The 24,149-nt window shown below is 70.1% G+C and carries 20 protein-coding genes; 6 read left to right on the top strand and 14 right to left on the bottom strand.

Annotation, left to right across the window (positions count from 1 at the left end):
* Positions 1 to 149: 149 nt before the first annotated feature.
* Positions 150 to 1,127, top strand: a complete 978-nt coding sequence (locus H4N64_RS17145; RefSeq protein WP_186283200.1) for a lytic polysaccharide monooxygenase auxiliary activity family 9 protein — start codon at positions 150 to 152, stop codon at positions 1,125 to 1,127.
* Between the two features lie 55 nt (positions 1,128 to 1,182).
* Here the strand turns inward: H4N64_RS17145 and H4N64_RS17140 are convergent, their stop codons facing one another.
* Together H4N64_RS17140 and H4N64_RS17135 are read right to left on the bottom strand one after the other, a co-directional pair.
* The gene (locus H4N64_RS17140; protein WP_186283199.1) at positions 1,183 to 2,055 is read right to left on the bottom strand and encodes an esterase/lipase family protein; all 873 of its coding nucleotides are present in this window, start codon (positions 2,053 to 2,055) and stop codon (positions 1,183 to 1,185) included.
* A gap of 184 nt (positions 2,056 to 2,239) precedes the next feature.
* Positions 2,240 to 2,683 (bottom strand): MarR family transcriptional regulator, encoded by a 444-nt coding sequence (locus H4N64_RS17135; protein ID WP_186283198.1) that lies wholly within the window; start codon positions 2,681 to 2,683, stop codon positions 2,240 to 2,242.
* A gap of 98 nt (positions 2,684 to 2,781) precedes the next feature.
* Here H4N64_RS17135 and H4N64_RS17130 point away from each other — a divergent pair, with 98 nt between their 5' ends.
* Positions 2,782 to 3,156, top strand: coding sequence for a cupin domain-containing protein (locus tag H4N64_RS17130; protein WP_186283197.1), 375 nt, complete (start codon positions 2,782 to 2,784; stop codon positions 3,154 to 3,156).
* Between the two features lie 10 nt (positions 3,157 to 3,166).
* Here the strand turns inward: H4N64_RS17130 and H4N64_RS17125 are convergent, their stop codons facing one another.
* The 6 genes from H4N64_RS17125 to H4N64_RS17100 form a co-directional block, all read right to left on the bottom strand.
* A complete protein-coding gene (locus H4N64_RS17125; protein ID WP_186283196.1) occupies positions 3,167 to 4,141 on the bottom strand; it encodes a DNA polymerase Y family protein in 975 nt (324 codons plus the stop codon).
* Entirely contained in the window at positions 4,138 to 7,560 is a 3,423-nt protein-coding gene (locus H4N64_RS17120) for a DNA polymerase III subunit alpha (protein WP_186283195.1), read from the bottom strand. Before H4N64_RS17120 ends, H4N64_RS17125 begins: the two co-directional genes overlap by 4 nt.
* 208 nt (positions 7,561 to 7,768) lie before the next feature.
* A complete protein-coding gene (locus H4N64_RS17115; protein WP_186283194.1) occupies positions 7,769 to 8,851 on the bottom strand; it encodes a S1 family peptidase in 1,083 nt (360 codons plus the stop codon).
* A gap of 277 nt (positions 8,852 to 9,128) precedes the next feature.
* Positions 9,129 to 9,998 carry a slipin family protein gene (locus H4N64_RS17110; protein ID WP_186283269.1) on the bottom strand — a complete coding sequence of 290 codons (870 nt, stop codon included), beginning with the start codon at positions 9,996 to 9,998 and terminating at the stop codon, positions 9,129 to 9,131.
* Positions 9,999 to 10,153: 155 nt separating this feature from the next.
* Positions 10,154 to 11,062, bottom strand: a complete 909-nt coding sequence (locus H4N64_RS17105; protein WP_186283193.1) for an alpha-lytic protease prodomain-containing protein — start codon at positions 11,060 to 11,062, stop codon at positions 10,154 to 10,156.
* Between the two features lie 221 nt (positions 11,063 to 11,283).
* Complete coding sequence (locus H4N64_RS17100) at positions 11,284 to 12,453, bottom strand: DUF5685 family protein (protein ID WP_186283192.1); 1,170 nt, start codon at positions 12,451 to 12,453, stop codon at positions 11,284 to 11,286.
* 314 nt (positions 12,454 to 12,767) lie between these two features.
* Between H4N64_RS17100 and H4N64_RS17095 the strand changes: the two genes are divergently transcribed.
* The gene (locus H4N64_RS17095) at positions 12,768 to 13,205 is read left to right on the top strand and encodes a cell division protein SepF (protein WP_186283191.1); all 438 of its coding nucleotides are present in this window, start codon (positions 12,768 to 12,770) and stop codon (positions 13,203 to 13,205) included.
* Positions 13,206 to 13,240: 35 nt separating this feature from the next.
* Here the strand turns inward: H4N64_RS17095 and H4N64_RS17090 are convergent, their stop codons facing one another.
* A complete protein-coding gene (locus H4N64_RS17090; protein ID WP_186283190.1) occupies positions 13,241 to 14,419 on the bottom strand; it encodes an acyl-CoA dehydrogenase family protein in 1,179 nt (392 codons plus the stop codon).
* Between the two features lie 87 nt (positions 14,420 to 14,506).
* Positions 14,507 to 16,105, bottom strand: a complete 1,599-nt coding sequence (locus tag H4N64_RS17085) for an MFS transporter (RefSeq protein ID WP_186283189.1) — start codon at positions 16,103 to 16,105, stop codon at positions 14,507 to 14,509.
* A 261-nt stretch (positions 16,106 to 16,366) separates the two neighbouring features.
* On the opposite strand from H4N64_RS17085, the gene H4N64_RS17080 reads away from it, so the two are divergent.
* Both H4N64_RS17080 and H4N64_RS17075 read left to right on the top strand, forming a co-directional pair.
* On the top strand, positions 16,367 to 17,563 hold the full coding sequence (locus H4N64_RS17080; RefSeq protein ID WP_336246720.1) for a glycosyltransferase family 39 protein: 1,197 nt from the start codon (positions 16,367 to 16,369) through the stop codon (positions 17,561 to 17,563).
* A gap of 239 nt (positions 17,564 to 17,802) precedes the next feature.
* Complete coding sequence (locus H4N64_RS17075; RefSeq protein WP_186283188.1) at positions 17,803 to 18,816, top strand: phosphatase PAP2 family protein; 1,014 nt, start codon at positions 17,803 to 17,805, stop codon at positions 18,814 to 18,816.
* Between the two features lie 87 nt (positions 18,817 to 18,903).
* On the opposite strand, the gene H4N64_RS17070 is transcribed toward H4N64_RS17075, so the two are convergent.
* Positions 18,904 to 19,119, bottom strand: a complete 216-nt coding sequence (locus H4N64_RS17070) for an I78 family peptidase inhibitor (protein WP_186283187.1) — start codon at positions 19,117 to 19,119, stop codon at positions 18,904 to 18,906.
* Positions 19,120 to 19,571: 452 nt separating this feature from the next.
* Between H4N64_RS17070 and ctaD the strand changes: the two genes are divergently transcribed.
* Entirely contained in the window at positions 19,572 to 21,251 is a 1,680-nt protein-coding gene (gene ctaD / locus H4N64_RS17065; RefSeq protein WP_186283186.1) for an aa3-type cytochrome oxidase subunit I, read from the top strand.
* On the opposite strand, the gene H4N64_RS17060 is transcribed toward ctaD, so the two are convergent.
* The 3 genes from H4N64_RS17060 to H4N64_RS17050 all read right to left on the bottom strand — a co-directional run bounded on the left by H4N64_RS17060 (position 21,142) and on the right by H4N64_RS17050 (position 24,084).
* On the bottom strand, positions 21,142 to 22,167 hold the full coding sequence (locus H4N64_RS17060) for a helix-turn-helix transcriptional regulator (protein WP_186283185.1): 1,026 nt from the start codon (positions 22,165 to 22,167) through the stop codon (positions 21,142 to 21,144). The genes ctaD and H4N64_RS17060 overlap by 110 nt on opposite strands.
* Positions 22,168 to 22,271: 104 nt before the next feature.
* Positions 22,272 to 23,564 carry an ABC transporter substrate-binding protein gene (locus H4N64_RS17055; RefSeq protein ID WP_186283183.1) on the bottom strand — a complete coding sequence of 431 codons (1,293 nt, stop codon included), beginning with the start codon at positions 23,562 to 23,564 and terminating at the stop codon, positions 22,272 to 22,274.
* The gene (locus H4N64_RS17050) at positions 23,533 to 24,084 is read right to left on the bottom strand and encodes an MTB12 C-terminal domain-containing protein (RefSeq protein WP_186283181.1); all 552 of its coding nucleotides are present in this window, start codon (positions 24,082 to 24,084) and stop codon (positions 23,533 to 23,535) included. Before H4N64_RS17050 ends, H4N64_RS17055 begins: the two co-directional genes overlap by 32 nt.
* Between the last annotated feature and the right edge of the window lie 65 nt (positions 24,085 to 24,149).

Here is a 24,149-nt window from a genome sequence, read left to right as displayed (position 1 = left end):
GATCGCAGTCTGAGCACTCCCTTAACGCGACCATAAGGATCTCCATCACCCGCCTCCAGCAGGCGATTTCGCGGTCTTCTCGGGCTAGCTTGCTGATCGCCCCCACGGGGCCGGACAAGCAACCGACGACCGTTTCCCAGGAGTTCCTCATGCCCGCACGCCGCAGGGTCGCCACCGCTGCCTCCGTCGCCGTGGTCGGCGTCGCGCCGCTCGCTCTGACCGCGCTGGCCGCCGCGCCCGCCTCCGCGCACGGTTCGATGGGCGACCCGGTCAGCCGGGTGTCGCAGTGCTACGCGGAGGGTCCTGAGAGCCCGAAGTCCGATGCCTGCAAGGCGGCCGTCGCGGCCGGTGGGACCCAGGCGCTCTACGACTGGAACGGCATCCGGATAGGCGACGCCGGCGGGCGGCACCAGGAGCTGATCGCCGACGGCGAGTTGTGCAGCGCGGGCAACGACGAGTTCAAGGGCCTGGACCTGGCCCGCGCCGACTGGCCGGCCACCGGCGTGAGCAGCGGTTCGTACACCTTCAAGTACCGCGTGACCGCCCCGCACAAGGGCACCTTCAACGTGTACATCACGAAGGAGGGTTACGACCCGGCCCAGCCGCTGGCCTGGGACGATCTGGATCTGAAGAACCCGGTGGCGACGGTCACCGACCCGGCCGCGTCCGGCGGCTTCTACACCTTCTCCGGCACCCTGCCGAAGCGTTCCGGCAAGCAGGTCCTGTACGCGGTGTGGCAGCGCTCGGACAGCCCGGAGGCGTTCTACTCCTGCTCGGACGTCACCTTCGGCGGCGCGAGCGGCGGCAGCGGCACCGGACCCACCCCCGGCGACTCCGCCGCGCCCACCGCCTCCGCGCCCTCCGAGGAGCAGATCGAGGACGGCGCCGACGAGTCGACGATCGAGCACCACGGCCACGGCGACCAGGACGCCGGCACATCGGCGGAGCCGACCGCCGCCAACCGGCCCAAGGCGGCCGGTGTCACGGAGAACCTCGCCGAGACCGGCGGTGACAGCAGCACCCCGTACATCGCGATGGGCGGCGCGGCGGCGCTGGCGCTCGGCGCGGCGACCCTGTTCATGTCGGTCCGGCGGCGTGCGGTGAACGGCGACCGACACGGCCGCTGACCCCGGAACTCCGGGGCCTGAGCGGCGGCTCAGGCCGGTCAGGCCCCGGCGGCGTTCAACTGAACACCGATGCGCAGGTGGTGGGCGTCGCCCGCGCTGGATCGAGGGCGTTGGCCACCTCATGGAAGGCGATCCGGTCGAACAGCCCGATCGCCAGATGCTCGGACAGGTCCACCGGGCACAGGTCCTGGAGCAGGACATTGCGCACGTTCGCCCCCTCAAGGAACTGGCTGCGGTACGGCGTGACCACCTGGTCGTACTTGGTGGCGATGACCGTGTAGCGGACGCCGGGGACGGTGTCGCCGCCCTCGTTCAGCTTGGTGAGGAAGGCGGAGCCGGCGATCTGGTCGGCGAGTCCGGGCGTGGCGGTGGAGAGCAGGTCCTCGGCGCCCGGGAAGTACGGCAGCAGGTTGGTCAGGCCGGACAGGTTCGTCCCGTGGTTGTCCGGCGCGAGGCCGACGAGGGCGTTCACCTCGGCCGCTCCGCCGAGGAACCTCAGGTAGTAGCGGGGCATCATGCCGCCCTGCGAATGACCGACGAGGTCGGCCTCGGCGGCGCCGGTCGCGGCGAGCACCTTGTCGACGAAGGCGTCCAGTTGCTCCGCCGATTTGTCGATCGGGCCGAGGCCGTAAAAGAACGGCACGCCCGGCAGTTGGCCGTAGTCGAGCGAGAAGACGCAGTAGCCGCGCTTGGTCAGATACGGCGCGAGGCCCAGCCAGTTGTCGACGGAGTTGCCGAGGGTGCCGTGCACCAGGACGACGGGGCGGGGATGGGCGGCGGACGGCTTGCAGGAGTAGTCGTTCCAGCCGCTTTCCGAGGTCACAGTGGCCTCGGCGGCCTGGGCGCCCGTGGCGGCGGGGACGACGGCGATCGCGGCGGTCAGCAGCAGCGCGGTCAGGGGTCTGAACAGTCTCTTCCAGGGCAGCATCGGGTGATCTCCTTGCGGCTCAAGGGAGTTGCGATGGCCTTACGCCCTGTGATCCGGATCACGGGATGCTGGTTCACTTGTCAAGTTACGGACGAGTAGTTCAAGGGGGAAGTTACGCGTCAGTAAAACTTCCAGTGATAGTTAGTGACATCCGACCATGGTCTGCTACGCAAGTGATGACCTGTCACCAGGAGGGACGGATGGGGCCATTGGGGGCGATGCGCAGCAACTGCCGCCCCAGCGCCCGCAGTTCTTCCTCCCCCACCAGCGCGCTCCACTCCCGCACGACGTCCGCCGCCGCCTCCTCCGCGGCCCGCGTATTGGCCCACCCGCGCTCGGTCAGCACGAGGAGCCGGGCGCGCGCGTCCCGCGGATGGGGCCGCCGCTCGACGTACCCCTTGCGCACGAGCTCGTCCACGAGCTGGCTCGCGGCCTGCTTGGTGACACCGAGATGCCCGGCGAGGTCGGAGACGGTGGCCCCGCCCGCCGCGATCCGCGTGAACGCGAACCCGTAGGCGGACCTCCCCTCGAAACCGCGCGCGACCACACCGTCGTTGATGCGTCGCACCAGCTCACCCGCGGTGGCGAGCAGGGCGAAGGACAGGGAGAGGGCCTCGGAGTTCTGCACGGGGGCATTCAAACACCCTTGACGATTCGGTCAAGCTGCTTGACCATAGGGAGGGCCGAACTAGTCAACCTACTTGACCATTTTTCTGGGGGAGAGCCATGCCCGTGATCCGCTCGTCCGATGCCGTCACCCACGAGATCCACGGCGCCCGATTCGTCTCGTACGCCACACCCCGCAGCGGCAGCAAGGAGCTGTGCGCCTGGCGCGGCGAGGTCCCGCCGGGTACGAAGGCGCCCGCGCACACGGTCAACAAGGAGGAGATCCTGCACGTCCTGATCGGCAACCTGCGCGTCACTCTGGACGACCGCACGGACGACCTCGCGGCGGGAGACACACTCATCATCAACGCCGGTTCGACGCTGGCCGTCGAGAACCCGACCGATCAGACGGCGCTCACCTGGGTCACCACATCCATCGGCCTGACGGCGGACCTGGCCGACGGCACCCGTATCGCTCCCCCGTGGGCGAACTGACCCGTGAGGCTCATGCCGCCAGCACCCCGGGCACGACCGCCCGAGGCCCGAACTTCGCCCGCACCCGGTCCGCGACCTCCTCGATCCTGCGCACCTTCTCATCGACCGGATCAAGGCTGAGCTGGTAGGAGGCCTGCTCCGCAGGATCGAGCCCCTCCGCCCGAAGCACGAGCGCCCGCACCCGGGCCCGTTGCAGCCCCAGTCCCTCATACATGCCGTACGCCACCCGAGTCAGCGCAGCCGAGTGCGCGGTGGGTTCCTTCAGCACCCGGCTGCGCGAGGTCGCGGAGCGATCCGCGTACCGCACGGTGAGCGTCAGCGTCCCGCACACCTTGTCCAGCGCCCGCAGCCGAGCCCCCAGCTCCTCCGCCGCCGAGACCAGCGCACGCCGATGCCGATCGGGATCCAACTCGTCCCGCTCAAAGGGCCGTTCGGTGACAAGAGACCGGGCAACGCCGTTCGGCACCACCCGCCCACGATCCGCCCCGCTCGCCTTCTCATGCAGCTCGCGCCCCGCCTTCGCCCCGACCAGCCGCTGAAGCGTGGAAAGCGGCGCCGAGGCGACCCGACCGAGGCTGTCGAGCCCGTACTCGCACAGAATGCGAGCCGTGGCCGCCCCGACCCCCGGAAGCGCGGTGACAGGCTTGTCCGCGAGGAACTCCACCACGCCGTCCCGCTCCTCGGGCACGACACACGTCACCCCGGGCCGAGCCTCCCGCAGCGCCATCCGCGCCAGCATCGTCCCCGGCCCGGCCCCGATCACACAGTCCACGCCGTACAGGGCGAGCGCCCGCACCCGGATCACGGAGGCCAGCTCCACCGCGCTGCGCCCGAAGTACCGCTCGGCGCCCCGCAGATCGACCAGCGCCCCGTCCGGCGGCAACGCCTCGACGACGGGCGTGAACTCCTCCAGCAACCCGAGCAGCCCGGGCAGCGCCGCCTCGTACATCGGCGGCAGTTGGAAACGTACGCAGAGAATGGTCATCCCGCACTCCCCGGACTCTGATGCCACAACTTCCGTATCTGCGAGGGCTCCTGACCCGCAGGACGCAGATCGGCCCACGGATGCATTTCGTATCCCGTCGGCATATGGATGCGCCGACCGCCGGTGGAGTCGCCGCTCCCTTCGGGCACCGGCTCCGCGAGCCGCGCCGCGACCACGTCGAGGCCGCCCTCCGCACGCAGTTCGACCAGCTCGGCAAGGTTCCAGGCGGCGGAACCCACCACGCTGAGGCTGCGCGGCCCGCGCCGCTGGACGACCCCGCGCACCAGCAGCAGCCAGGAGTGGAAGACGGTGTGCGCGCAGGCGTCGTGGGAGTCGTCGAAGAAGGCGAGGTCGACCAGGCCCGTACCGTCGTCCAAGGTGGAGAAGATAACCCTCTTGCCGGACCGGATCGGCGGCGTCTGGGTGGCCGCCTTGGCGCCCGCGACCAGCACCGTCTCCCCGTGCCGCGCCTCACGCAGCCGGCGCGCGCTGACCACGCCCAACTCCGCCAGGAACTCCCGGTGGTCGTCCATCAGATTGCGCGAGGCGTCCATGGACAGCACACCCAGCTCGGCGCTGAGCTTCTCGGCGGAGGACAGATCGGGCAGTCCGGCGGGCGCGGTCTTCCGCCCGCCCGCCAGAGGGAGTTGGCCGCCGCCCGCACCCCGCGCTCCCCGGTGCAGCTCGGTCAAGTGCAGTTGCAGATCGCGCCGGTTGGCGCCGAATTCGTCCAACGCACCTACCTGCGCCAGCCTTTGGGCGAGCGGGCGACTCGGCCGCGCCCGCTCCCAGAAGTCCAGCAGCGAGGCGTACGGCTGCCCGTCCGCGACCCGCGCCGCCTCGGCCTCACTGATGCCGTGCACATCGGAGAGAGCCAGCCGCAGCCCCCACACCGAAGGGGATTCAGACACCAGTTCGATACGGTGCGCGACCGCCGACCGGTTCACGTCCAACGGCAGGATCGGCACCCCCCGCCGCCGCGCATCGGCCAGCAGCAGCCGCTTCGGGTACATCCCGGGGTCGTGCGTGAGCAGCCCGGCGTAGAAGGCGGCCGGGTGGTGCGCCTTCAGCCAGGCCGACTGGTACGTCGGCACGGCGAAGGCGACCGCGTGCGCCTTGCAGAAGCCGTACGACCCGAAGGCCTCGACGATCTCCCAGGTCCGCTGGATCGCCTCCGCGTCGTACCCCTTGGCCGCCGCGTGCTGCGCGAACCAGAACCGGATCCGCCCCTGCGACTCCGGGTCGGAGAGACCGCGCCGCACCTGGTCCGCCTCGGCGCGTCCGCAGCCGGTCATGATGTCGACGATGTCGATGATCTGCTCGTGGAAGACGACGACTCCGTACGTCCCCTTCAGCGGCTCCTCCAGGTCCGGGTGCGGATAGCGGACCGGCGCCCGCCCGTGCCGGGCCTCGATGAACGGCCGCACCATGTCGGCGGCGACCGGACCGGGCCGGAAGAGCGAGATGTCGACGACGAGATCGTGAAAGGTGGCCGGCTGAAGCCGCCCGACCAGATCCCGCTGCCCTGGCGACTCGATCTGGAAGCAGCCCAACGTCTCGGTGGAGCGGATGAGTTCGTACGTCGCCGGATCGCCCGGCGCCACCCCGTCCAGGTCGATCCGCTCCCCGGTCGCCCGCTCCACCTCCGCGACCGCGTGCGCCATCGCCGACTGCATCCGCACCCCGAGCACATCCAGCTTGAGCAGCCCGAGGTCCTCGACGTCGTCCTTGTCGAACTGCGACATGGGGAACCCCTCGCCGCTGGTCGGCATGACCGGCGTACGGGCGAGCAGGGAGGCGTCGGAGAGGAGCACTCCGCAGGGGTGCATGGCGACTCCGCGCGGAAGGGCGTCGAGGGCTTCGGTCAGCTCCCACAGCCGCCCGTACTTCTCCTTCTCCCCCGCCAGAGCCTTGAGCTCGGGCAGCTCCTCCAGCGCGGCCCGGGCGTCGCGGGCGCGGATGTGCGGGAAGGACTTGGCGATGCGGTCGATGTCGGCGGGGTCCATGGACAGGGCCGCGCCCACGTCCCGGATCGCATGGCGCACCCGGTACGTCTCCGGCATCGCGACCGTCGCCACCCGCTCGGTGCCGAACCGGTCGATGATCGCGCGGTAGACCTCCAGGCGGCGCGCGGACTCCACGTCGATGTCGATGTCGGGCAGCACCAGCCGGCGCTTGGACAGGAAGCGCTCCATCAGCAGCCCGTGTTCGACGGGGTCGGCGTGGGCGATGCCGAGGAGGTGGTTGACGAGCGAGCCGGCGCCGGAGCCGCGCGCGGCCACCCGGATGCCCATGTCCCGTACGTCGTCGACTACTTGAGCGACTGTCAGAAAGTAGGTGGCGAAGCCGTGGTGGGCGATGATGTCCAGCTCCCGGTGCATCCGCTCCCAGTAGGCGCGCTGGTCGGCGTACCCCTTCAGCACCATCCCCGCCGCCGCCCGCGAGGCGAGCACCCGCTGGGCGGTGCGGCGCCCGGCGCCGACGAGGTGCGGTTCGGGGAAGTGGACGGTGCCGATGCCGAGGTCGTCCTCGGGGTCGACCAGGCACTCGGCGGCCGTCGCCCGCGTCTGCTCCAGCAGCCGGTGGGCGGTGTCGCGCCTGAAGCCCGCGGCCTCCACGATCCGCTCGGCGGCGCCCAGCATGGCGCCGGTGTCCTTGAGCCAGGCCTCGCCGGAGTCCAGTTCCTTGGTGGGGTCGATGGGGACGAGCCGGCGGGCGGCGTCCAGGACGTCGGCGACCGGGCCCTGGCCGGGGTCGGCGTAGCGGACGGCGTTGCTGAGCACCGGCCGGATTCGCTGCTCGGCGGCGAAACCGACGGTACGGGCGGCCAGCCGCAGGGAGCCGGGTCCGGTGCCCTTGCGACCGTGCCAGACGGCTTCCAGGCGCAGCGCGTCGCCGTAGACCTCCCGCCAGGGGGCCAGCAGCCGGGCCGCGCGGTCGGGGCGGCCGGCGGCGAGGGCGCGGCCGACGTCGGAGTCGGGGCCGAGCAGGACGGTCAGGCCGTCGCCCCGGTTGGCGGCCCAGGGCAGCAGCGGTGAGCCCTCGCCGGTATGCGATGCCGTGACGATTCTGCAGAGGTCGGCCCAGCCGCGGGCGCCGTCCCGGGCGAGGAAGGCGACACGGGGTGTCGACTCATCGATGAAGGCGCCTCCACGGACGGGGGCGCGGCGCTTTTCCTCTCGCATGGGCCGCACGGGCTCGAAGCGCTCCACCGCCAGCTCCGTGCCGAACAGCGGGCGCACCCCCGCCTTCGCGCAGGCCTTGGCGAAGCGGACCGTGCCCGCGAGGGTGTCGCGGTCGGTGAGGGCCAGGGCGTCCATGCCCCGTTCGGCGGCGCGCTCGGCCAGCCGCTCCGGATGCGAGGCGCCGTAGCGCAGGGAGAACCCGGAGACGGTGTGCAGATGCGTGAACCCGGGCATCCACACCTCCGATATCGAACATCAGTTCCCGACTGCCTCACCCCCACCATAGACCAAAACTCGAACATCTGTACGATGACCGTTCAACCCTCTCCCACCTGCGGAAACGTCCGCCGCCTCGGACTGTGAGGACATGACAAAGAACGGTGCCGTGACAGCGAAAAGTCCCGCCCCTCGCGCGCGGGGCGGGACTTCACACAGCCGGGGTTCAGCCGATCTCGGTGCCCGTCGCCGACAGGGCCTCCGTCACCGGCTGGAAGAACGTCTCCCCGCCGGAGGTGCAGTCGCCGCTGCCGCCGGAGGTGAGGCCGACCGCCTTGTCGCCGGAGAACAGGGAGCCGCCGCTGTCGCCGGGCTCGGCGCAGACGTCGGTCTGGATCAGGCCGTTGACGATGTCGCCGTTGCCGTAGTTCACGGTGGCGTCGAGGCCGGTGACCGTGCCCTCGTGCACCTGGGTCGTCGAGCCGCTGCGCGTGACCGCCATGCCGACGGTCGCGTCGGCCGCACCGGAGATCGCCTGCGAGGAACCGTCGTAGAGGTTGACCTCGCTCGGGTGCTCGACGTCGGCGGTGTACTTGACCAGGCCGTAGTCGTTGTCGGGGAAGCTGGACACCTCATTGGTGCCGAGCTCGTTCCCGTCCGAGTCCTGCCAGTCGGTGATGGACTCGGTGCAGTGACCCGCGGTCAGGAAGTACGGCTCGCCGCCCTTGACCACGTTGAAGCCGAGGGAGCAGCGGCCGCTGCCGTCGGTGATGGCGTCACCGCCCGCGATGAACGGCTTGAACTCCCCCTTGGTGCGCTGGAGTTCCGCCGTGGCCCCGAGCCCGTCGACGACCTTGCTCAGCGTGGCCCACTCGGCGTCGGAGACCGTACGGTCGGCCGTGACGACGATTCTGTTGGTCGTCGGGTCGGTCACCCAGGAGGTGCCCGGAATGGTCGCGTCCTGCTTGAGCGTGCCGCGCGCGCTCTTGAGCTCCGCGAGGGAGTTCGCCACGACCCGCGCCTTGGCGCCGGCCGCCTCGACGGTGTCGGCCGCGGCCTTGTCCAGCACGTTCACGATGAGGTTCTTGCTCTGCGCGTCGTAGTACGTGCCGGCCGCGTCGGTACCGAGATCCTTGACCAGCGTCGAGGCGAGCTTTCCGGCCGCCGTGACCGACAGGGTCTCGGGCGTGGCGGTCGTCGAGGGCTCGCTGGCGTTCGCAGTCTGGAAGGTGACTCCCGCGGCCACCAGTGCGGCGATGCCCGCACCTGCCGCGGCGGCCCACCGCTTGGGTATGCGTCGGTGCTTCAACTCACGTCCTCCTGTGGGGGGTCGGCCCGGAGGTTGTGGGGACCTCGCGGACCGGAAGGCGTACGGACACGGAGGCGGCGCACAGCAAAAAGCCGCGTCCGTGCCGGTTGATCGGCGCCTACTATTCCGATCCTCACAGGGGGCACACAAGGTCGACTTCAGGACGTACACACGGCCGCCACGACTCGTTCTCCTGGGCTTGACCATGCACAGTCACCCCAGGTGTGTTCGCAGTGCAAACGCTACGCGTGAGTAACTCGTATGCGGCGCGTAAGGTCTACTCCTGTCCTGAAACAGGCTCTTCGGGGTCCGGATCCAAGACCGGCTCGGCGGGCGGGAGTTGCTCGCCCGCTGCAGAACGCGCTTGCTGCGGAGCCGCATATGTGGGCTGCGCCGCCCGCTCCAGGAACCTCAGCAGCTCCACCGGGAACGGCAGCACCAGCGTCGAGTTCTTCTCGGCCGCGACCGCCACCACCGTCTGGAGCAGCCTCAGTTGGAGCGCGGCGGGTGTGTCCGCCATCTGCTGCGCGGCCTCGGCGAGCTTCTTCGACGCCTGGAGTTCCGCGTCGGCGTTGATGACCCGGGCCCGCCGCTCCCGGTCGGCCTCCGCCTGGCGGGCCATGGAGCGCTTCATCGTGTCCGGCAGGGAGACGTCCTTGATCTCGACCCGGTCGATCTGCACACCCCAGCCGATGGCCGGACTGTCGATCATCAGCTCCAGGCCCTGATTGAGCTTCTCCCGGTCGGACAGCAGATCGTCCAGATCGCTCTTGCCGATGATCGACCGCAGCGAGGTCTGCGCCATCTGCGAGACCGCGAACCGGTAGTCCTCGACCCGCACCAGGGCGTCGGCCGCGTCCACGACCTTGAAGTACACGACCGCGTCGACGCGCACCGTGACGTTGTCCCGGGTGATCCCCTCCTGGGCCGGCACCGGCATCGTCACGATCTGCATGTTCACCTTGTGCAGCCGGTCCACGACGGGGACGACCAGGGTGAACCCCGGCCCCCGCACCTCGGAACGGAGTTTGCCGAGCCGGAAGACGACCCCGCGCTCGTACTGCTTGACGACCCGCGCCGCGGCCATCACGTACACCGCTCCGACCGACGCGAGCACCGCTCCCGTCGCCACCAGCTCCTCGACCATCACGGCCCCCAGGGTCCGAAGTGGACGCATCAGGTTGTCAGGTGCCTACCTGGTGTCTCCTTCGACCGTAACTCCGCGCTACGGACAAGGGCGAGCCCCCGCACGACACTTGCGTACGGGGGCTCGTTTGCTGCTGGCTGTGGAGCGGGGTGTCTCTAGAAGACGCTCATCCCGTAGGCGTTCAGGGCCTCCACGACGGGCTGGAAGAAGGTCGTGCCGCCGGAGGAGCAGTTGCCACTGCCGCCGGAGGTCAGACCGTACGCGGTGCCGTTGCTGCCGTAGAGCGGGCCACCGGAGTCGCCGGGCTCGGCACAGACGTTGGTCTGGATCATGCCGTAGACGATGTCACCGCCGCCGTAGTTGACGGTCGCGTTGAGAGCGGTGACCCTGCCGGTGTGGATACCGGTGGTGGAGCCGTCACGGATGACGCTGGTGCCCACGCTCGGGTTGGCCGCGCGGACGATGTCCGTGTTGCCCGCGGTGCCCGACTTGGTGATCGAGGTGTTGGTGTACCGCACCAGACCGTAGTCGTTCGTCGGGAAGCTGGAGCCGGAGGTCGGTCCGAGGACCGTCGTACGTGCGGAGTTGGAGTACCACGTACCCGCGCCGTCGGTGCAGTGACCGGCGGTCAGGAAGTAGTAGGCGCCCGCGCTGTTGCGGACGTTGAAGCCGAGGGAGCAGCGCCAGCTACTCGCATAGATGGCGTCGCCGCCTGCGATGTACTTCTGGAACTTGCCCGGGGTGTGCTTGATGGTGAGGGCGTCTGCGTCGGCGCCCGCCTGCTGCCGGATCTTGGCGATCTCGGCCTTGGAGACCGTGCTGTCGACGGTGACGACGACACGGTTGGTCTTGCTGTCGACGGCCCAGGCAGTACCCGGCACGTCGGCCTTGAGCACAGAACTGCTCGCACTCTTCAGCTCGGCGGAGCTGAAGGTGGTGGGGGTGTCGGCCGCGGTCGCGCTGGGGATCGCGATGGCCGCCGCGGCCACGAGGCCGGTCGATACGGCGATCAGCCGTGCCCGTCTCGTGATGCCACTGCGGGGGGTGGTGCGCTTGATCCTCACTTTTCGTTCCTCCACATGGGAAGTCGGGGGCCCTCGTGGGGTTTCGGGCCCGTGAGGCGCAGCCAGGAGCCGGCGTCATCCGGATTCCGAACACGCCGTGCCCCTGACAAGCGCTGTGGGGGAGTATTCGGCCGACCACCCGATGGGCGCAAGAGCGCCTTTCGGCCGTCAAGCTTTGAACGACCTGAGATCTGACGGGCACCGAACACCCTCAGCCCACCTCAGCAGCTGCACCCGCAGTCGCAGCCGTCGCAACCACAGCCGTCGTCGCCGCAGCAATTCCCGCAACAGTCGCAGCAGCTACAGCAGTCCCCGCATCCACTGCAATCGCAACTGGTGCACAGCCCCTCCCGCCGCTGCCGCGACCAGGGATCCTCGAACTCCCCGCAGCACATCTGGCAGGTACAAGCCAATCCCAGCCATACCGCGCACCCCGCAAGCAACCCCCGTCGATCCCGCCGAGGCGGATCCGGAGGCAGCGGCGGGCCGCCCGGACCCCCGGGCGGAGCGTAGGGACCCGCCATGTGCGAGCACGACACCGACCCGAACGCCCGGTCCACCGACCGCCGCAGCTCATGCACCAACAACAGATGCACCAGCTTCGGATCGGTGAAGGACACCTCCCGCAGCGCCAGCCGTATTCCGTGCACCGCGTCATCGGCCAGCCGCCGCGCCTCCGACAGGGACGTCCCCGTCGCGGTCAGCGGATTCCACGCACCCGACGCAGCGTCAGCTTCCTTGTCCTCCACGGCGTCCAGCAGATGCGCAAGCCGCCCGAACAGCCGCCCCGCCTCGGCGAGCGGCTCGGCGTTGAGCGGACGCCCGGCCAGCACCGCCGTATGTGCGAAGGCCGCCGCGGTCGCCGTCTCGGTCGGCTCGGTCACCACCAGCAGCGACGTCCCCGGTCCCGCCAGCGCCTCGATCCCGACCTGCCGCTCCACCGCGTCGACCAGCAACCCGGTGTCGAACCCCACGGCGGAACCACTACGGGCCCCCGCGGCACCCCAACTGGAGGCGACCCGGCGCGCGGCGAGCGCCACCGGCTTGCGCGCCAGCAGGCCGTCCCCGTCGGCGAGATGGTCCCGCACCTTCGCGGAGGCCAGCACCAGCGACACCGCCGCCGCCAGCCGCGCCCCCTCCCCCTGCGCGACGGACGCGGTCCGCATCCCGCGCAGCGGGCATGGCCCGGCCGTACGCCGCAGCCCTTCGTCCGCGACGGCCTGAGCCTCCGTCAGAACGGAGATCAGCAGCCCGTCGTAGTTCGTCACCACCCGCGCGAACTGCCCGTGGTCCCCGCGCAACGCCAGGCACAGACCGCACAGATGAGCCATCCACTGACCGGCGAGACGCTCCCCCAGCCGATGCCGACAGGGCCTGACTATTCCGAACACGACGCTCCCCCGTGGTTCGTACGACATTGAGCCGCCGCATCGTATCGGCCGCCTCTGTGGCCCCTTCCGCTCCCTCCCGCTTCACCCGTACGCCCCGTGGATCACCCATACGCCGCGAAGAATCATATTTCACTCACAGTCAGCAGCCGTGTGGGGCACGCCCCTTGGCACACTTGGGCTCTCGACGTTTTCGCTGTGCACCAGTACCGTCACAAACCCCCCGCGCGGCGCCTATCCACTTGGCGCACCGTCCGCATCATGGATGACCATAGGGATGCGAAAAGCAAAAAAGACCGCTGTGAGAGGAGGCGTCCATGGGATCGGTGCGCAAGGCGAGTGCCTGGCTGGGCCTCGTTGACGACAACGATGACGAGCGTTACTACGACGACGACTACTCCGAAGGGACCGAGTCCGGGGATGCCTGGGTCACCGACCCGAGGGTCAAGGTGGCGGCCGACGTCGCCGAGGAGAAGGGCCGCCGGATCGGCACGGTCACCCCGGACAGTTTCCGGGACGCCCGCGCCATCGGCGAGCTGTTCCGGGACGGTGTCCCGGTCATCATGAACCTCACGGCCATGGAGGCCGCCGACGCCAAGCGCGTCGTCGACTTCGCGGCCGGCCTGATCTTCGGTCTGCGCGGTTCGATCGAGCGCGTCTCCACCCGGGTGTTCCTGCTGACCCCGGCCGACACGCAGATCATCAACGGCGAGCCGGCCGCGCACCGGACGGACGGTTTCTTCAACCAGAGCTGAGGCAGGGCCGATCGTCGGCCCTGCCCCCTCGGGGTTCACCGGAAGGCGTCGAGCCCGGTGAGCGCCTTGCCCAGCACGAGCTGGTGCATCTCGACGGTGCCCTCGTACGTCAGCACCGATTCGAGGTTCGTCGAGTGCCGCATGATCGGGTACTCCAGCGAGATCCCGTTGGCACCGAGGATCGTCCGAGCCGTACGGCAGATGTCGATGGCCTCGCGGACATTGTTGAGCTTGCCGAAGCTGACCTGCTCGGGACGCAGGCGGCCGGCGTCCATGCGCCGCCCCAGATGGTGGGCGAGCAGAATCCCCTTGTGCAGTTCGACCGCCATGTCGGCGAGCTTGGCCTGGGTGAGCTGGAAGCCCCCGATCGGCCGCCCGAACTGCTCCCGCGACTTCGCGTAGTCGACGGCGGCCTCGAAGCAGGAGCGGGCCGCGCCCATGGAGCCCCAGACGATGCCGTAGCGGGCGTGCGAGAGACAACTGAGCGGTCCGCGCAGGCCGGTGACCTCGGGAAGGACCGCGTCGGCGGGCAGCCGTACCTCGTCGAGGACGAGTTCGCTGGTGACGGAGGCGCGCAGGGACAGCTTGTGCTTGATCTCGGGGGCGGAGAAGCCGGGGCTCTCGGTGGGCACGACGAAGCCGCGGATGCCGTCCTCGGTCTGTGCCCAGACGACGGCGACCCCGGCGACGGACCCGTTGGTGATCCACATCTTCCGGCCCGTCAGCACCCAGTCGCCGCCGTCGCGTTTGGCGTGCGTCCGCATGGAGGCGGGGTCGGAGCCGTGGTCCGGCTCGGTGAGCCCGAAGCAGCCGATGACCTCGCCGGCGGCCATCCGGGGCAGCCAGTTCTGCTTCTGTTCCTCGCTGCCGTAGCGGTGGATGGCGTACATGGCGAGGGAACCCTGCACGGAGACCAGGGACCGGATGCCGGAGTCGGCGGCCTCCAGCTCCAGACAGGCGAGCCCGTACTGGACGGCGGAGGCGCCGGCGCAGCCGTAGCCGCTCAGCGACATCCCGAGGGCGCCGATGGAGCCGAGCTCACGGGCGAGTTCGCGGATGCCGGGCAGCTCGCCGGTCTCGTACCACTCGGCGACATACGGCAGGACGCGGTCGGCGGCCCAGCGGCGGACGGTGTCACGGACCGCGAGGTCCTCGGGCTGAAGGAGGTCGTCGATCCCGAGCGGATCGGCGGGATCGAACGGGGGCAACGGCATGGGAGACCCTCCGGCAGCTCAAAACTAGCAGTGCTAGTCACGGGTTGAAGGCCGACGTTACGACGCAAGTCTCCACCACGTCCAGGGTCAGGCCGTCACCCTGGAGTCCGCCACCTCGCGCGGCGCCGGGACCTCCACCGGACCGGCCGCCGCCTCGCAGCTCATCGTCCGCGGCAGCCTCAGCGCCATCACCGCGCCGAGCAGCAGCAGTCCGGCGCTGACCAGCAGCGTCACATGCAGCCCGTGGACGAAGCAGTTCCGCGCCACATCGCGCAGGGTCTCCCCGGCGGTGCCGCCCAGCTGTCCGGCCACCTCGTAGGCCTCGCCCAGCGAGTGCCCCGCGGCGGCGGACGCCGAGGCGGGCACGCCGGGCACGGAGGAGAGTCCGGGTGTGTACGCCGCGTTCATCACGGTGCCCAGCAGTGCGATGCCGATACCGGCGCCGAGCTGGTACGACGTCTCACCGATCGCCGCCGCGCCGCCCGCCTGCTCCGGCGGTGCCTCGCTCAGCATCGACTCGTACGCCCCGAACAGCGTGGTCTCCAGACCGAAGCCCAGCAGCACGAACCCGGACAGCATCAGCGCGGGATCGTCCGTCCCGCCCATCGCCGTCAGCAGCACCACGGCGAACGCCGTCAGACAGAACCCCGAGCACACCATCCGCCGCGGCCCGAACCGGCGCAGCATCCGCGCTCCGGCGAGCCCCGCCCCCATCGCCGCGAACGTCAGCGGCAGCAGCCGCAGCCCCGTCTCCAATGGCGACAGGCCGAGGACCAGTTGCAGATACTGCGCGGCGATCAGCTCCAGGCCGACCAGCGCGAGCATCGCCAGCACGATGCAGCCCACCGAGGTGCTGAACGCGGGACGGGCGAACATCCGCAGGTCCACCAGGGGGTGCTCGCGGCGCCGCTGGCGTCGTACGAACAGGACCAGCAGGGCCGCGCCCACCAGCACGGGCAGCGCGGAGGCGCCGTCGAGGTGACCGCCGCCGAGCCGCTTGACGCCCAGCACGACGCCGAACAGACCGGCCGCCGCCATCAGTGCGCCGACCACGTCCCAGGGGCCGCGGCCGTCGCCCTTGGACTCGGGCAGCAGCAGCCGGCCCACGGGCAGGCTGACCAGCATCAGAGGGATGTTGACGAGGAAGACCGAGCCCCACCAGAAGTGCTCCAGCAGGAAGCCGCCGAGCAGCGGTCCGACCGCCGCGCCGACCGCGGCGACCGCGCTCCAGATACCGATGGCGAGCGCGCGCTCGCGCCGGTCGGGGAAGACCTGGCGGAGGATCGAGAGGGTGGCCGGCATGATCATCGCGCCGCCGACGCCGAGCAGCGCCCGCGCCACGATCAGCACCTGGGCGGTGTCGGCGAGGGCGGCCATGGCGGAGGCGACGCCGAACAGGCCGTATCCGAGAAGCAGGATCCGTCTGCGGCCGACCCGGTCGCCGAGCGTGCCGAAGAGGATCAGCAGCGAGGCGCAGACGAGCGGGTAGACGTCGACGATCCAGAGCAGTTCTATGCCGCCCGGCCTGAGATCCTCGGTGACGGCGGGCACCGCCACATGCAGCACGGTGGCGTCGACGGCGACCAGCAGCAGGCTGGCGCAGAGGACCACGAGGACGACCCAGCGGTTGGCACCGGCCCCGGCCGCCCGACGGCGCAGCGCAGCGGCCGTGGTCGTCCCGGACATGTACGTACCTCCCAGATGTTCCCTCGCGTTCGGCGGGCTCACGGGATGGGGACTCCCCGTGACTCGGCCGGGGAGGAGCGGTGGTCCCCGGCCCGCGCAACGAAGCGAGTGACTCGTCAGCGTACGCGAGTCCGCGCCGGTGCCGAGTGGCGGACCTCTCAGACTCCGGACTGAACACGTGTGGCGTACGCCACTTCCCTCCCCTCGTCGAGTACGCCCCGGCGGGCCGTCCGGTTCCGCGTGCCCCAGATAATCGAGCCCGTGACCGATCTTTCTACGCGCGTGCACCGTGCGGCGCCGGCCCTGCTCGGGTTCGCGGCCGTGCGCGCTCTCGGCCTGCTCACGCTGGCCCTGTGGAGCGCGGCGCGCGACAAGAGCGCGTACACCCTGCTGACGGCCCGCTGGGACTCGCTCTGGTACACCAGGGTCGCCGAGCTGGGGTACGGCTACGAGGTGCGGCTGCCCAATGGCGACGTGCACTCGAACCTGGCGTTCTTCCCGCTGCTGCCCTGGCTGGAGCGGCTGTTCGCGGCGATCACCCCGCTGTCGTACGCGGACGCCGGGTTCCTGGTCGCCGCGCTCGCCTCGCTCGCCGCGGCCTGGGGGATCTTCGCGGTCGCCGACCATGTGTACGGCCGCCGCGTGGGGGTCTGCGCGGTACTGCTGTGGGCGGTGCTGCCGGTCGGCGTCGTGCAGTCGATGGCGTACAGCGAGTCACTGTTCACGGCACTGGCGGCCTGGTCGCTGTACGCGGTACTGACCGGCCGCTGGGTGACCGCCGGCACCCTGGCCCTGCTGGCCGGGCTGACCCGCCCGGTCGGGCTCGCCGTCGTGGCGGCGGTGTGGGCGGCCGGGATTGCCTCGTTCGTGCGGGATCGAAGCACCGCGCGCGCCGACCGCGCGCACGGGTCAGGACGCGCCCCCTCCCCCACGGGCGGTCCGAGCGCGCACGGCGCGTCCGTCACCCGGCGCGCCCTGGGCATGCTGCTCGCGCCCCTGGGAGCCGCCGGTTACGTCCTGTGGGTCGGCCACCACACCAGCAGGGGCCCGCTCGGCTATCTCGACGTCCAGGCCGGCTGGCGCAACGGCTTCGACGGCGGCTACGCCTTCGCCGGTTTCGTCGCCGACAAGTTCACGTCGTTTCCCTCCGCGCTCGCCGGGCTCGCGCTGATCGTCGGCGTCGGACTCGTGGTGTGGCTGTACGTCGTCTGCGTCCGGCAGGGCCAACCGCTCCCCCTGCTGGTGTACGCGGGTGTCGTCCTCGCCCTCGCCCTGTGCGCGTCGAGCTACTTCGGCTCGAAACCGCGCCTGCTGCTGCCCGCCTTCCCGCTGCTGCTGCCCCTCGCCCTGGCCCTGGCCCGGCTGCGACCGCGCAGGTCGGCCGTGGTGCTGGCGCTGATCGCGGTGGCGTCGGCGATCTACGGGGCGTTCTGGCTGAACGGCTCCGGTCCGCCGTGACCCGTTCAGATACGCCCGGTGATCGCCAAGAAAATTCAGGGCCAGATTTCGGTGAACGAATTCATAAACCACATAAAACCGTGCGCTGGAATGATCAAAGGAATTGAAGGGCGTGGCGTCCGCTGATTGTGAAGTCGTAGGGAATTGGCCGCTCCCTGAGAGGAATCCCACATCACATCGTCATCACAAACCGGCGGAATCGACGGGGTTCTGAGCTCACTCGCTGTAACGTCGATTGGGTGCGTACCGAACGAAACCTCACCCGTCTGGACCGGGTGTTCGCGAGGCTGGACCGTGAGCCGGAACGGCCGGCCCACATCGATGTGCCGAAGATGAGCCGGCACCGGGTCGCCCTTTTGGCGGCGACCCTGGCCTTCTACGGGGCCATCGTGTGGGCCGTGGTCATCACCTCGTGGCTGGTCCGGCTCGACTGGCAGGTCATGTTCTTCCGGCCGTACCAGCAGTGGTCGGAGATCCACGCATTCGTCGACTACTACGTGGTGCTCGGCCAGCGCGGCCCCACCGCCGTGATGATCGCGGCCTGGCTGGGCTGGCGTTCCTGGCGGCAGCACACGCTGCGGCCGCTGCTCGCGCTCGCCACCTCGCTGCTGCTGCTGAACGTCACGGTCGGTGCCGCCAAGCTCGGCATGGGCCGGCTCGGACCGCACTACGCGACCACCGTCGGCTCCAACGAGATGTGGCTGGGCGGCGATATATTTCCCAGCGGCCACACCGCCAACGCCGTGGTGACCTGGGGAATCCTGGCCTATCTGGCCTCGACCCCGGCGGCCCGCCGCTGGCTGTCCGCCCTGTCGGCGGTGACCTCGCTGGGCGTCGGCCTGTCCACGGTCTATCTCGGTACGCACTGGCTGAGCGATGTGCTCCTCGGCTGGGCCGCGGGCCTGCTGATCCTGCTCGCGCTGCCCTGGTTCGAGCCGCTGATCGCCCGCGCCGAGTCCGGGATCTTCGATCTGCGCGACCGCATGCGGGCCCGCCGCGCCGGTACGGCTCCCGTGCCGACCGCTCCGGTCGAGGTCCCGGTGCTGCTCAAGCCGCGCGAGTCGGCGCAGGACGTCTCCCCCACGGCCCGTTCGCCCCGGGCGCCGGTCTATCTGGCGCCGGGTCCGCACACGGCCCGCTCGGAGCGCACTCCGGTCACCCCGGTCGGCAGCCGCAGACCACCGCAGACCGACCGCGTCACACGCGGTACGACCTCGACAGCCCGCCCTCTGACGGGCGGCCAGCTGCCGTAGGACAGCGGGCTCGGTACGCACCACCCACCCCCGCAGCGACGGCCCCGGATCCTCCTCGTGAGGATCCGGGGCCGTCGTCGTACCGGCTCAGCCCTTCCAGGCCCGGATCACCAGACCGTCCCGCACCTCGAAGTTCAGCCGTCCCACGCGGTACTCCATGGTGATGATCGCGCCCGGCGGCAGCGACCGTACGGTCGACCAGCCGCGTTCGCGGGCCTGCCGCTCGGCGTGTTCGGCCGGCAGGCCGACATAGCTGTCCGGCTGGTCCTGGGGCTCGGCGGGGGGTGTCGGAATCGGTGCCATGCGGCCACGCTAGGCCCTGTCGGGCGGCCGGGGCCAGACGAGAGGGCACCTTGGTCACTCGTCCCTCTCCGGTCACACTTTTGTCACAGGATCACGACACGCGTTTCCCGCGCAGTGACATCAACTGCTCCGCAGCGGGCCGTCACACGTACGAGCGGTTCCCTACGCCTTTCGCAGGTATTCGAACGTAATTCCCGCGTGTCGCGGCGGCTGTTCCAAATAGCCCAACGGAAAGTTCCGTGAGAACTCCCCCCGGACTCCTTTCTCGCCTCGATTCCGCGTGGGTCCCAGGGAACTGACGCCACACAGGAATTGCCTCACCACGGCACAGACCCCTCGCACGCCCCCTGTCGGAGCGCGCTGCGGAACGAGCATCATGGCGTGGGCTCGCGGGCACGCGTGGCGCGGGCTTCAGCGGGCCCGGGGCAGGCGAGCGAAGGGGCGAGCGAGCGATGGGCACTCAGACCGTGCAGACGCCGGTACGACCCGTGCGGCCCAAGCGGAAGGGCCGGGTGATCGTCGACTGGCTGACCACCACCGACCACAAGAAGATCGGCCATCTGTATCTGATCACGTCGTTCCTGTTCTTCCTGCTCGGCGGGGTGATGGCGCTGCTGATGCGCGCGGAGCTGGCGCGGCCGGGGCTTCAGCTCATCGACAACCAGCAGTTCAACCAGCTCTTCACGCTGCACGGCACGATCATGCTGCTGCTCTTCGCGACCCCGGCGTTCGCGGGCTTCGCCAACGAGCTGATGCCGTTGCAGATCGGCTCCCCCGACGTCGCCTTCCCGCGGCTGAACATGCTGTCGTACTGGTTCTATCTGTTCGGCGGCCTGATCGTGATCGGCTCCCTCGCGGTGCCGTCCGGGCCCGCCGACTTCGGCTGGTTCGCCTACGCGCCGCTCAACAGCCTGGAGCGTTCCCCGGGTGTCGGGGGCGACCTGTGGATCATGGGGCTCGCGCTGTCCGGGTTCGGCACGATCCTCGGCGCGGTCAACTTCATCACCACCATCATCGGGATGCGCGCACCGGGCATGACGATGTTCCGAATGCCGATCTTCGTGTGGAACACGCTGTTCACGTCGATCCTGATCCTGATGGCGTTCCCGGTGCTCGCGGCGGCGTTGCTGTGTCTGGAGGCCGACCGGCGCTTCGGCTCGCACATCTTCGACGCGGCCAACGGCGGTGCGCTGCTGTGGCAGCACCTGTTCTGGTTCTTCGGCCATCCCGAGGTGTACATCATCGCGCTGCCGTTCTTCGGCATCGTCAGCGAGATCATCCCGGTCTTCTCCCGCAAGCCCATGTTCGGCTATCTGACGCTGGTCGCGGCGACGATGGCGATCACCGGTCTGTCGGTGGTGGTGTGGGCGCACCATATGTTCGCCACCGGCGCGGTGTTGCTGCCGTTCTTCTCCTTCATGAGCTTCCTGATCGCGGTGCCGACGGGCGTCAAGTTCTTCAACTGGACCGGCACCATGCTCAAGGGCTCGCTGTCCTTCGAGACACCGATGCTGTGGTCGGTGGGCTTCCTGGTGACGTTCCTGTTCGGCGGGCTGACCGGGGTGATCCTGGCCTCCCCGCCGATGGACTTCCACGTCACCGACACCTACTTCGTCGTCGCGCACTTCCACTACGTCGTGTTCGGCACCGTCGTCTTCGCGATCTTCGCCGGGTTCTACTTCTGGTGGCCCAAGCTCACCGGGAAGATGCTCGACGAGCGGCTCGGGAAGATCCAGTTCTGGACGCTGTTCGTCGGCTTCCACACCACGTTCCTGGTGCAGCACTGGCTGGGCGCGGAGGGCATGCCCCGCCGGTACGCCGACTATCTGGCCGCCGACGGCTTCACGGCGCTGAACACGATCTCGACGATCGGCGCGTTCCTGCTAGGCATCTCGACGCTGCCGTTCCTCTACAACGTCTGGAAGACGGCGAAGTACGGCGAGAAGGTGGAGGTCGACGACCCCTGGGGCTACGGCCGTTCGCTGGAGTGGGCGACGTCCTGCCCGCCGCCGCGGCACAACTTCACCACTCTGCCCCGGATCCGCTCGGAGTCCCCGGCGTTCGATCTGCACCATCCCACGTTCGCGGAACTCTCTCCAGAGCCCGGGAAAGCCGGTCCCGAGCGGTCCTGAGCGCGTCCGTGAGCTCGACGGGCTCCAGCACCTCGAACTCGAAGCCCAGCAGCATCACATGGATCACCATCACATCGAGGCCGGCGGCCCCGGTGCGCAGCAGACACCTGCGTGGTCCCTCGGGCTCCAGCACGCCGGCCGAGGGCGAGATGCGCTCGGCGGCTTCCTCCAGGGGCACCAGCAGCCGGATGAGGGCGTGGGTGGCGTACGCGCGCGTGGAGACGCCCTGGGAGACGTAGGCGGCGAGGTCGTCGGCGGGCGGGCGGCGCGGGGTGAAGCGGGGGCCGTGCGGGGGCTTGGGCGTGATGCGGTCGACGCGGAAGATGCGCCAGTCGTCCCGGTCGAGGTCCCAGGCGACCAGGTACCAGCGGCGCTCGGTGCACACCAGGCGGTGCGGTTCGGCTCTGCGGCGGGTCAGCGTGCCGTCGTGGCCCCGGTACTCGAAGCGCAGCCGCTCGGTGTCCCGGCACAGATGGGCCAGTTCGGTCAGGACGCCGGGGTCCACAGTGGCGGGCTGGTCGCGCAGCATCGGCACGGTGAAGGCGTTCAGGGCGCTGACCCTGCGGCGCAGCCGGTTCGGCAGGACCTGTTCCAGCTTGGTGAGGGCCCGTACGGAGGTCTCCCCGATGCCCTCGATGCCCTGTCCCGCGGCCGTGCGCAGCCCCACGGCGACGGCGACCGCCTCGTCGTCGTCCAGGAGCAGCGGCGGCAACTCGGCGCCGGCGCCCAGCTGGTACCCGCCGCCGGTGCCCGGGCTGGCGTTGACCGGGTAGCCCAGCTCGCGCAGCCGCTCCACGTCCCGCCGGACCGTGCGGGCGGTGACACCGAGACGGTCGGCGAGTTGAGCGCCGGACCAGTCCCGGTGGGCCTGGAGGAGCGAGAGCAGACGCAGCAGTCGTGCCGAGGTCTCCAACATACCGCCGAGTCTGCCAGCGCAACCGGACAGTAACGGTCCGCAATGCTCAACTCGCAGATAGAAATAGACAACTCATTGTCACACCGGTCATGGTCGTCCCCGGCTCAGGGCGTGTAGGACAACTGCTGAACCTCGAAGCATGTGCTGTCCATGTCGCCCTGCGAGACCCAGCCCCGGCCGTCCTCCCACCGGGCCACCGACAGACACGTCCGGCGGGTCGCGGGCGGCTCGGCCAGCCGCTCGAAGCGGACGGGGAGCAGCAGGCCGTCGGCGGTGTAGCCCTGGCTGCGGCTCATCCAGCCGTCGACGCACGCGCGCGTGACGCCCGTTTCCGCGCAGGACCGCGCGGCCTCCGTGAACCACCGCGCGGCCGCCCACCCCTCCAACTGCCACTGCGCATGCGTCTTCAGGCCCTCTGTGGCGTCCCGGAACTCCCGTACGGCCTTGTGGTCGGTGTCCTCGAAGTTACGGCTGGACCCCGTCGCCCACAGGGCGTTGCGGCAGCGCGGGGCGTCCTTGTAGTCGTCCGCCACCGTGGACGTCCAGTTCTGCACGTTCGTCACCTTGGCGGTGATCTCGACGCCGGCGTCGTCCATGGCCGCGCACAGCCGGGCGTTGCCGTGGCTGTCGATGGCGTCGAAGACGAGATCGGCGCCCTGATCCTTCAGATCGGCCGCGACGGCACGGAAGTTGGGCAGCGCGAAGTCGACCTGTTCGGTGACGACCTCGTACCCCTCGGCCTTCAGGCCCCGCTCGACGAGCCGTGCGTAGGCGGCGGACGCGGCCTGGTTGTAGGAGACGACGGCGGCGGTGCGGGCGCCGTGCTCGCGCTTGAAGTACCGGTAGACCTCGGTGCCGCCGTACAGCTTGCCGTCCCAGCCGACCGTGCCGTTCCTCGGTGCGAGGCTGCCGTAGATGCCGTACAGGTGCGGCCAGGTGTCGTACGCGGCGCCGATGGGCTGACCGCCGATGTCGGGCACACGCGCGCGTGAGACGCGGGAGGCTCCCGCGTAGTCGAGGACCGTGGTGGCGACCAGGGCGACGACCCGGTCCTCGTCGATCAGCCGGTGCACACACTCGTTGTTGCCGACGCCGCTGCCGCCGTCGTCGCACAGCCGCACCTCGACGGGCCGCCCGTCGATGCCCCCGCGCACGTTGAGCCGCTCGAAGTACGCCTTCGCCCCGTCGCGCGGCCCGGTGAAGGCGTCGCCGCCGACCGGGCTGGTGGCGCTGGTGATGATGCCGACCCGAATCGGCGCGCTGTCCCGCACAGGCGTACCGCGCCCACGGTCCTCGAAGTCGCTCTCCGGCAGCCGGCTGCCGCAGGCCGCGCTCAGGACGAGCAGCAGCACCGCGACCGCGGCCTCAGCAGCCCGGGACCGGCGAGGCCGGACCATGGCCGCTCAGTTGCACCAGAGCGCACAGCGTCTTGGCGGACACCTTCCAGGTGCCGTCCTGTTCGACGGCCGTCCCCGCCGCGTCGGGCAGTGCGGTGGCGCCCTTCAGGGTGAGCGTGTACGTCACGTCCGCCTCGGTGGGCGAGGTGAAGGCGACCTCGGTGACCTGCGCCCCGACCTGTCCGCCGCGCTCGTCCCCGCTGAACGCCTGGAGCACCGGGGCCATCTGCTCGCCGTTCTCCAGGACGGTCTGCTTGTCCTCAAGGGAGGTCTCGGGGTTGAAGAACTTCTGCCAGTTCTGCTTGATCTCCTGCTCGGCCGCCCCGGCGTCGGCGGGCGCTGTCGCCGCGGGGGCACTGGTCGTCTGCTCGGCCGTGGGGGTGGGCGGGGTGGCGTCGCCACCGCCTCCCTCGTCGTCGCTGCAGGCCGCGAGGGCCGGGGCGAGGAAGAGCAGCAGGGCGGCGGCCAGTGCCGTACCGCGTCCCGTGCTCCGCCGACCGAGGTCGCTCCCGAGAACCATCTGGCTCACCACCGGGTGTCGGTCCGGGCCGTGCGCGCCCGGTGCTTTCAGGGTCAGCTGACAGA

Origin of the sequence: Streptomyces cupreus, assembly GCF_014257025.1 — a bacterium.
In the GTDB taxonomy this organism is placed as follows: domain Bacteria; phylum Actinomycetota; class Actinomycetes; order Streptomycetales; family Streptomycetaceae; genus Streptomyces; species Streptomyces cupreus.
The sequence above is the reverse complement of the archived record's forward strand: the minus strand, read 5'-3'. Positions and strand labels throughout refer to the sequence as shown.

Coding starts and splice junctions, on each gene's coding strand:
- ctaD (WP_186283186.1), top strand. CDS start 19,572: ATGGGCACTCAGACCGTGCAGACGCCGGTACGACCCGTGCGGCCCAAG.
- H4N64_RS17090 (WP_186283190.1), bottom strand. CDS start 14,419: ATGCCGTTGCCCCCGTTCGATCCCGCCGATCCGCTCGGGATCGACGAC.
- H4N64_RS17120 (WP_186283195.1), bottom strand. CDS start 7,560: ATGCCCGGGTTCACGCATCTGCACACCGTCTCCGGGTTCTCCCTGCGC.
- H4N64_RS17085 (WP_186283189.1), bottom strand. CDS start 16,105: ATGTCCGGGACGACCACGGCCGCTGCGCTGCGCCGTCGGGCGGCCGGG.
- H4N64_RS17110 (WP_186283269.1), bottom strand. CDS start 9,998: ATGGTCGAGGAGCTGGTGGCGACGGGAGCGGTGCTCGCGTCGGTCGGA.
- H4N64_RS17130 (WP_186283197.1), top strand. CDS start 2,782: ATGCCCGTGATCCGCTCGTCCGATGCCGTCACCCACGAGATCCACGGC.
- H4N64_RS17095 (WP_186283191.1), top strand. CDS start 12,768: ATGGGATCGGTGCGCAAGGCGAGTGCCTGGCTGGGCCTCGTTGACGAC.
- H4N64_RS17145 (WP_186283200.1), top strand. CDS start 150: ATGCCCGCACGCCGCAGGGTCGCCACCGCTGCCTCCGTCGCCGTGGTC.
- H4N64_RS17055 (WP_186283183.1), bottom strand. CDS start 23,564: ATGGTCCGGCCTCGCCGGTCCCGGGCTGCTGAGGCCGCGGTCGCGGTG.
- H4N64_RS17140 (WP_186283199.1), bottom strand. CDS start 2,055: ATGCTGCCCTGGAAGAGACTGTTCAGACCCCTGACCGCGCTGCTGCTG.
- H4N64_RS17050 (WP_186283181.1), bottom strand. CDS start 24,084: ATGGTTCTCGGGAGCGACCTCGGTCGGCGGAGCACGGGACGCGGTACG.
- H4N64_RS17060 (WP_186283185.1), bottom strand. CDS start 22,167: ATGTTGGAGACCTCGGCACGACTGCTGCGTCTGCTCTCGCTCCTCCAG.
- H4N64_RS17070 (WP_186283187.1), bottom strand. CDS start 19,119: ATGGCACCGATTCCGACACCCCCCGCCGAGCCCCAGGACCAGCCGGAC.
- H4N64_RS17125 (WP_186283196.1), bottom strand. CDS start 4,141: ATGACCATTCTCTGCGTACGTTTCCAACTGCCGCCGATGTACGAGGCG.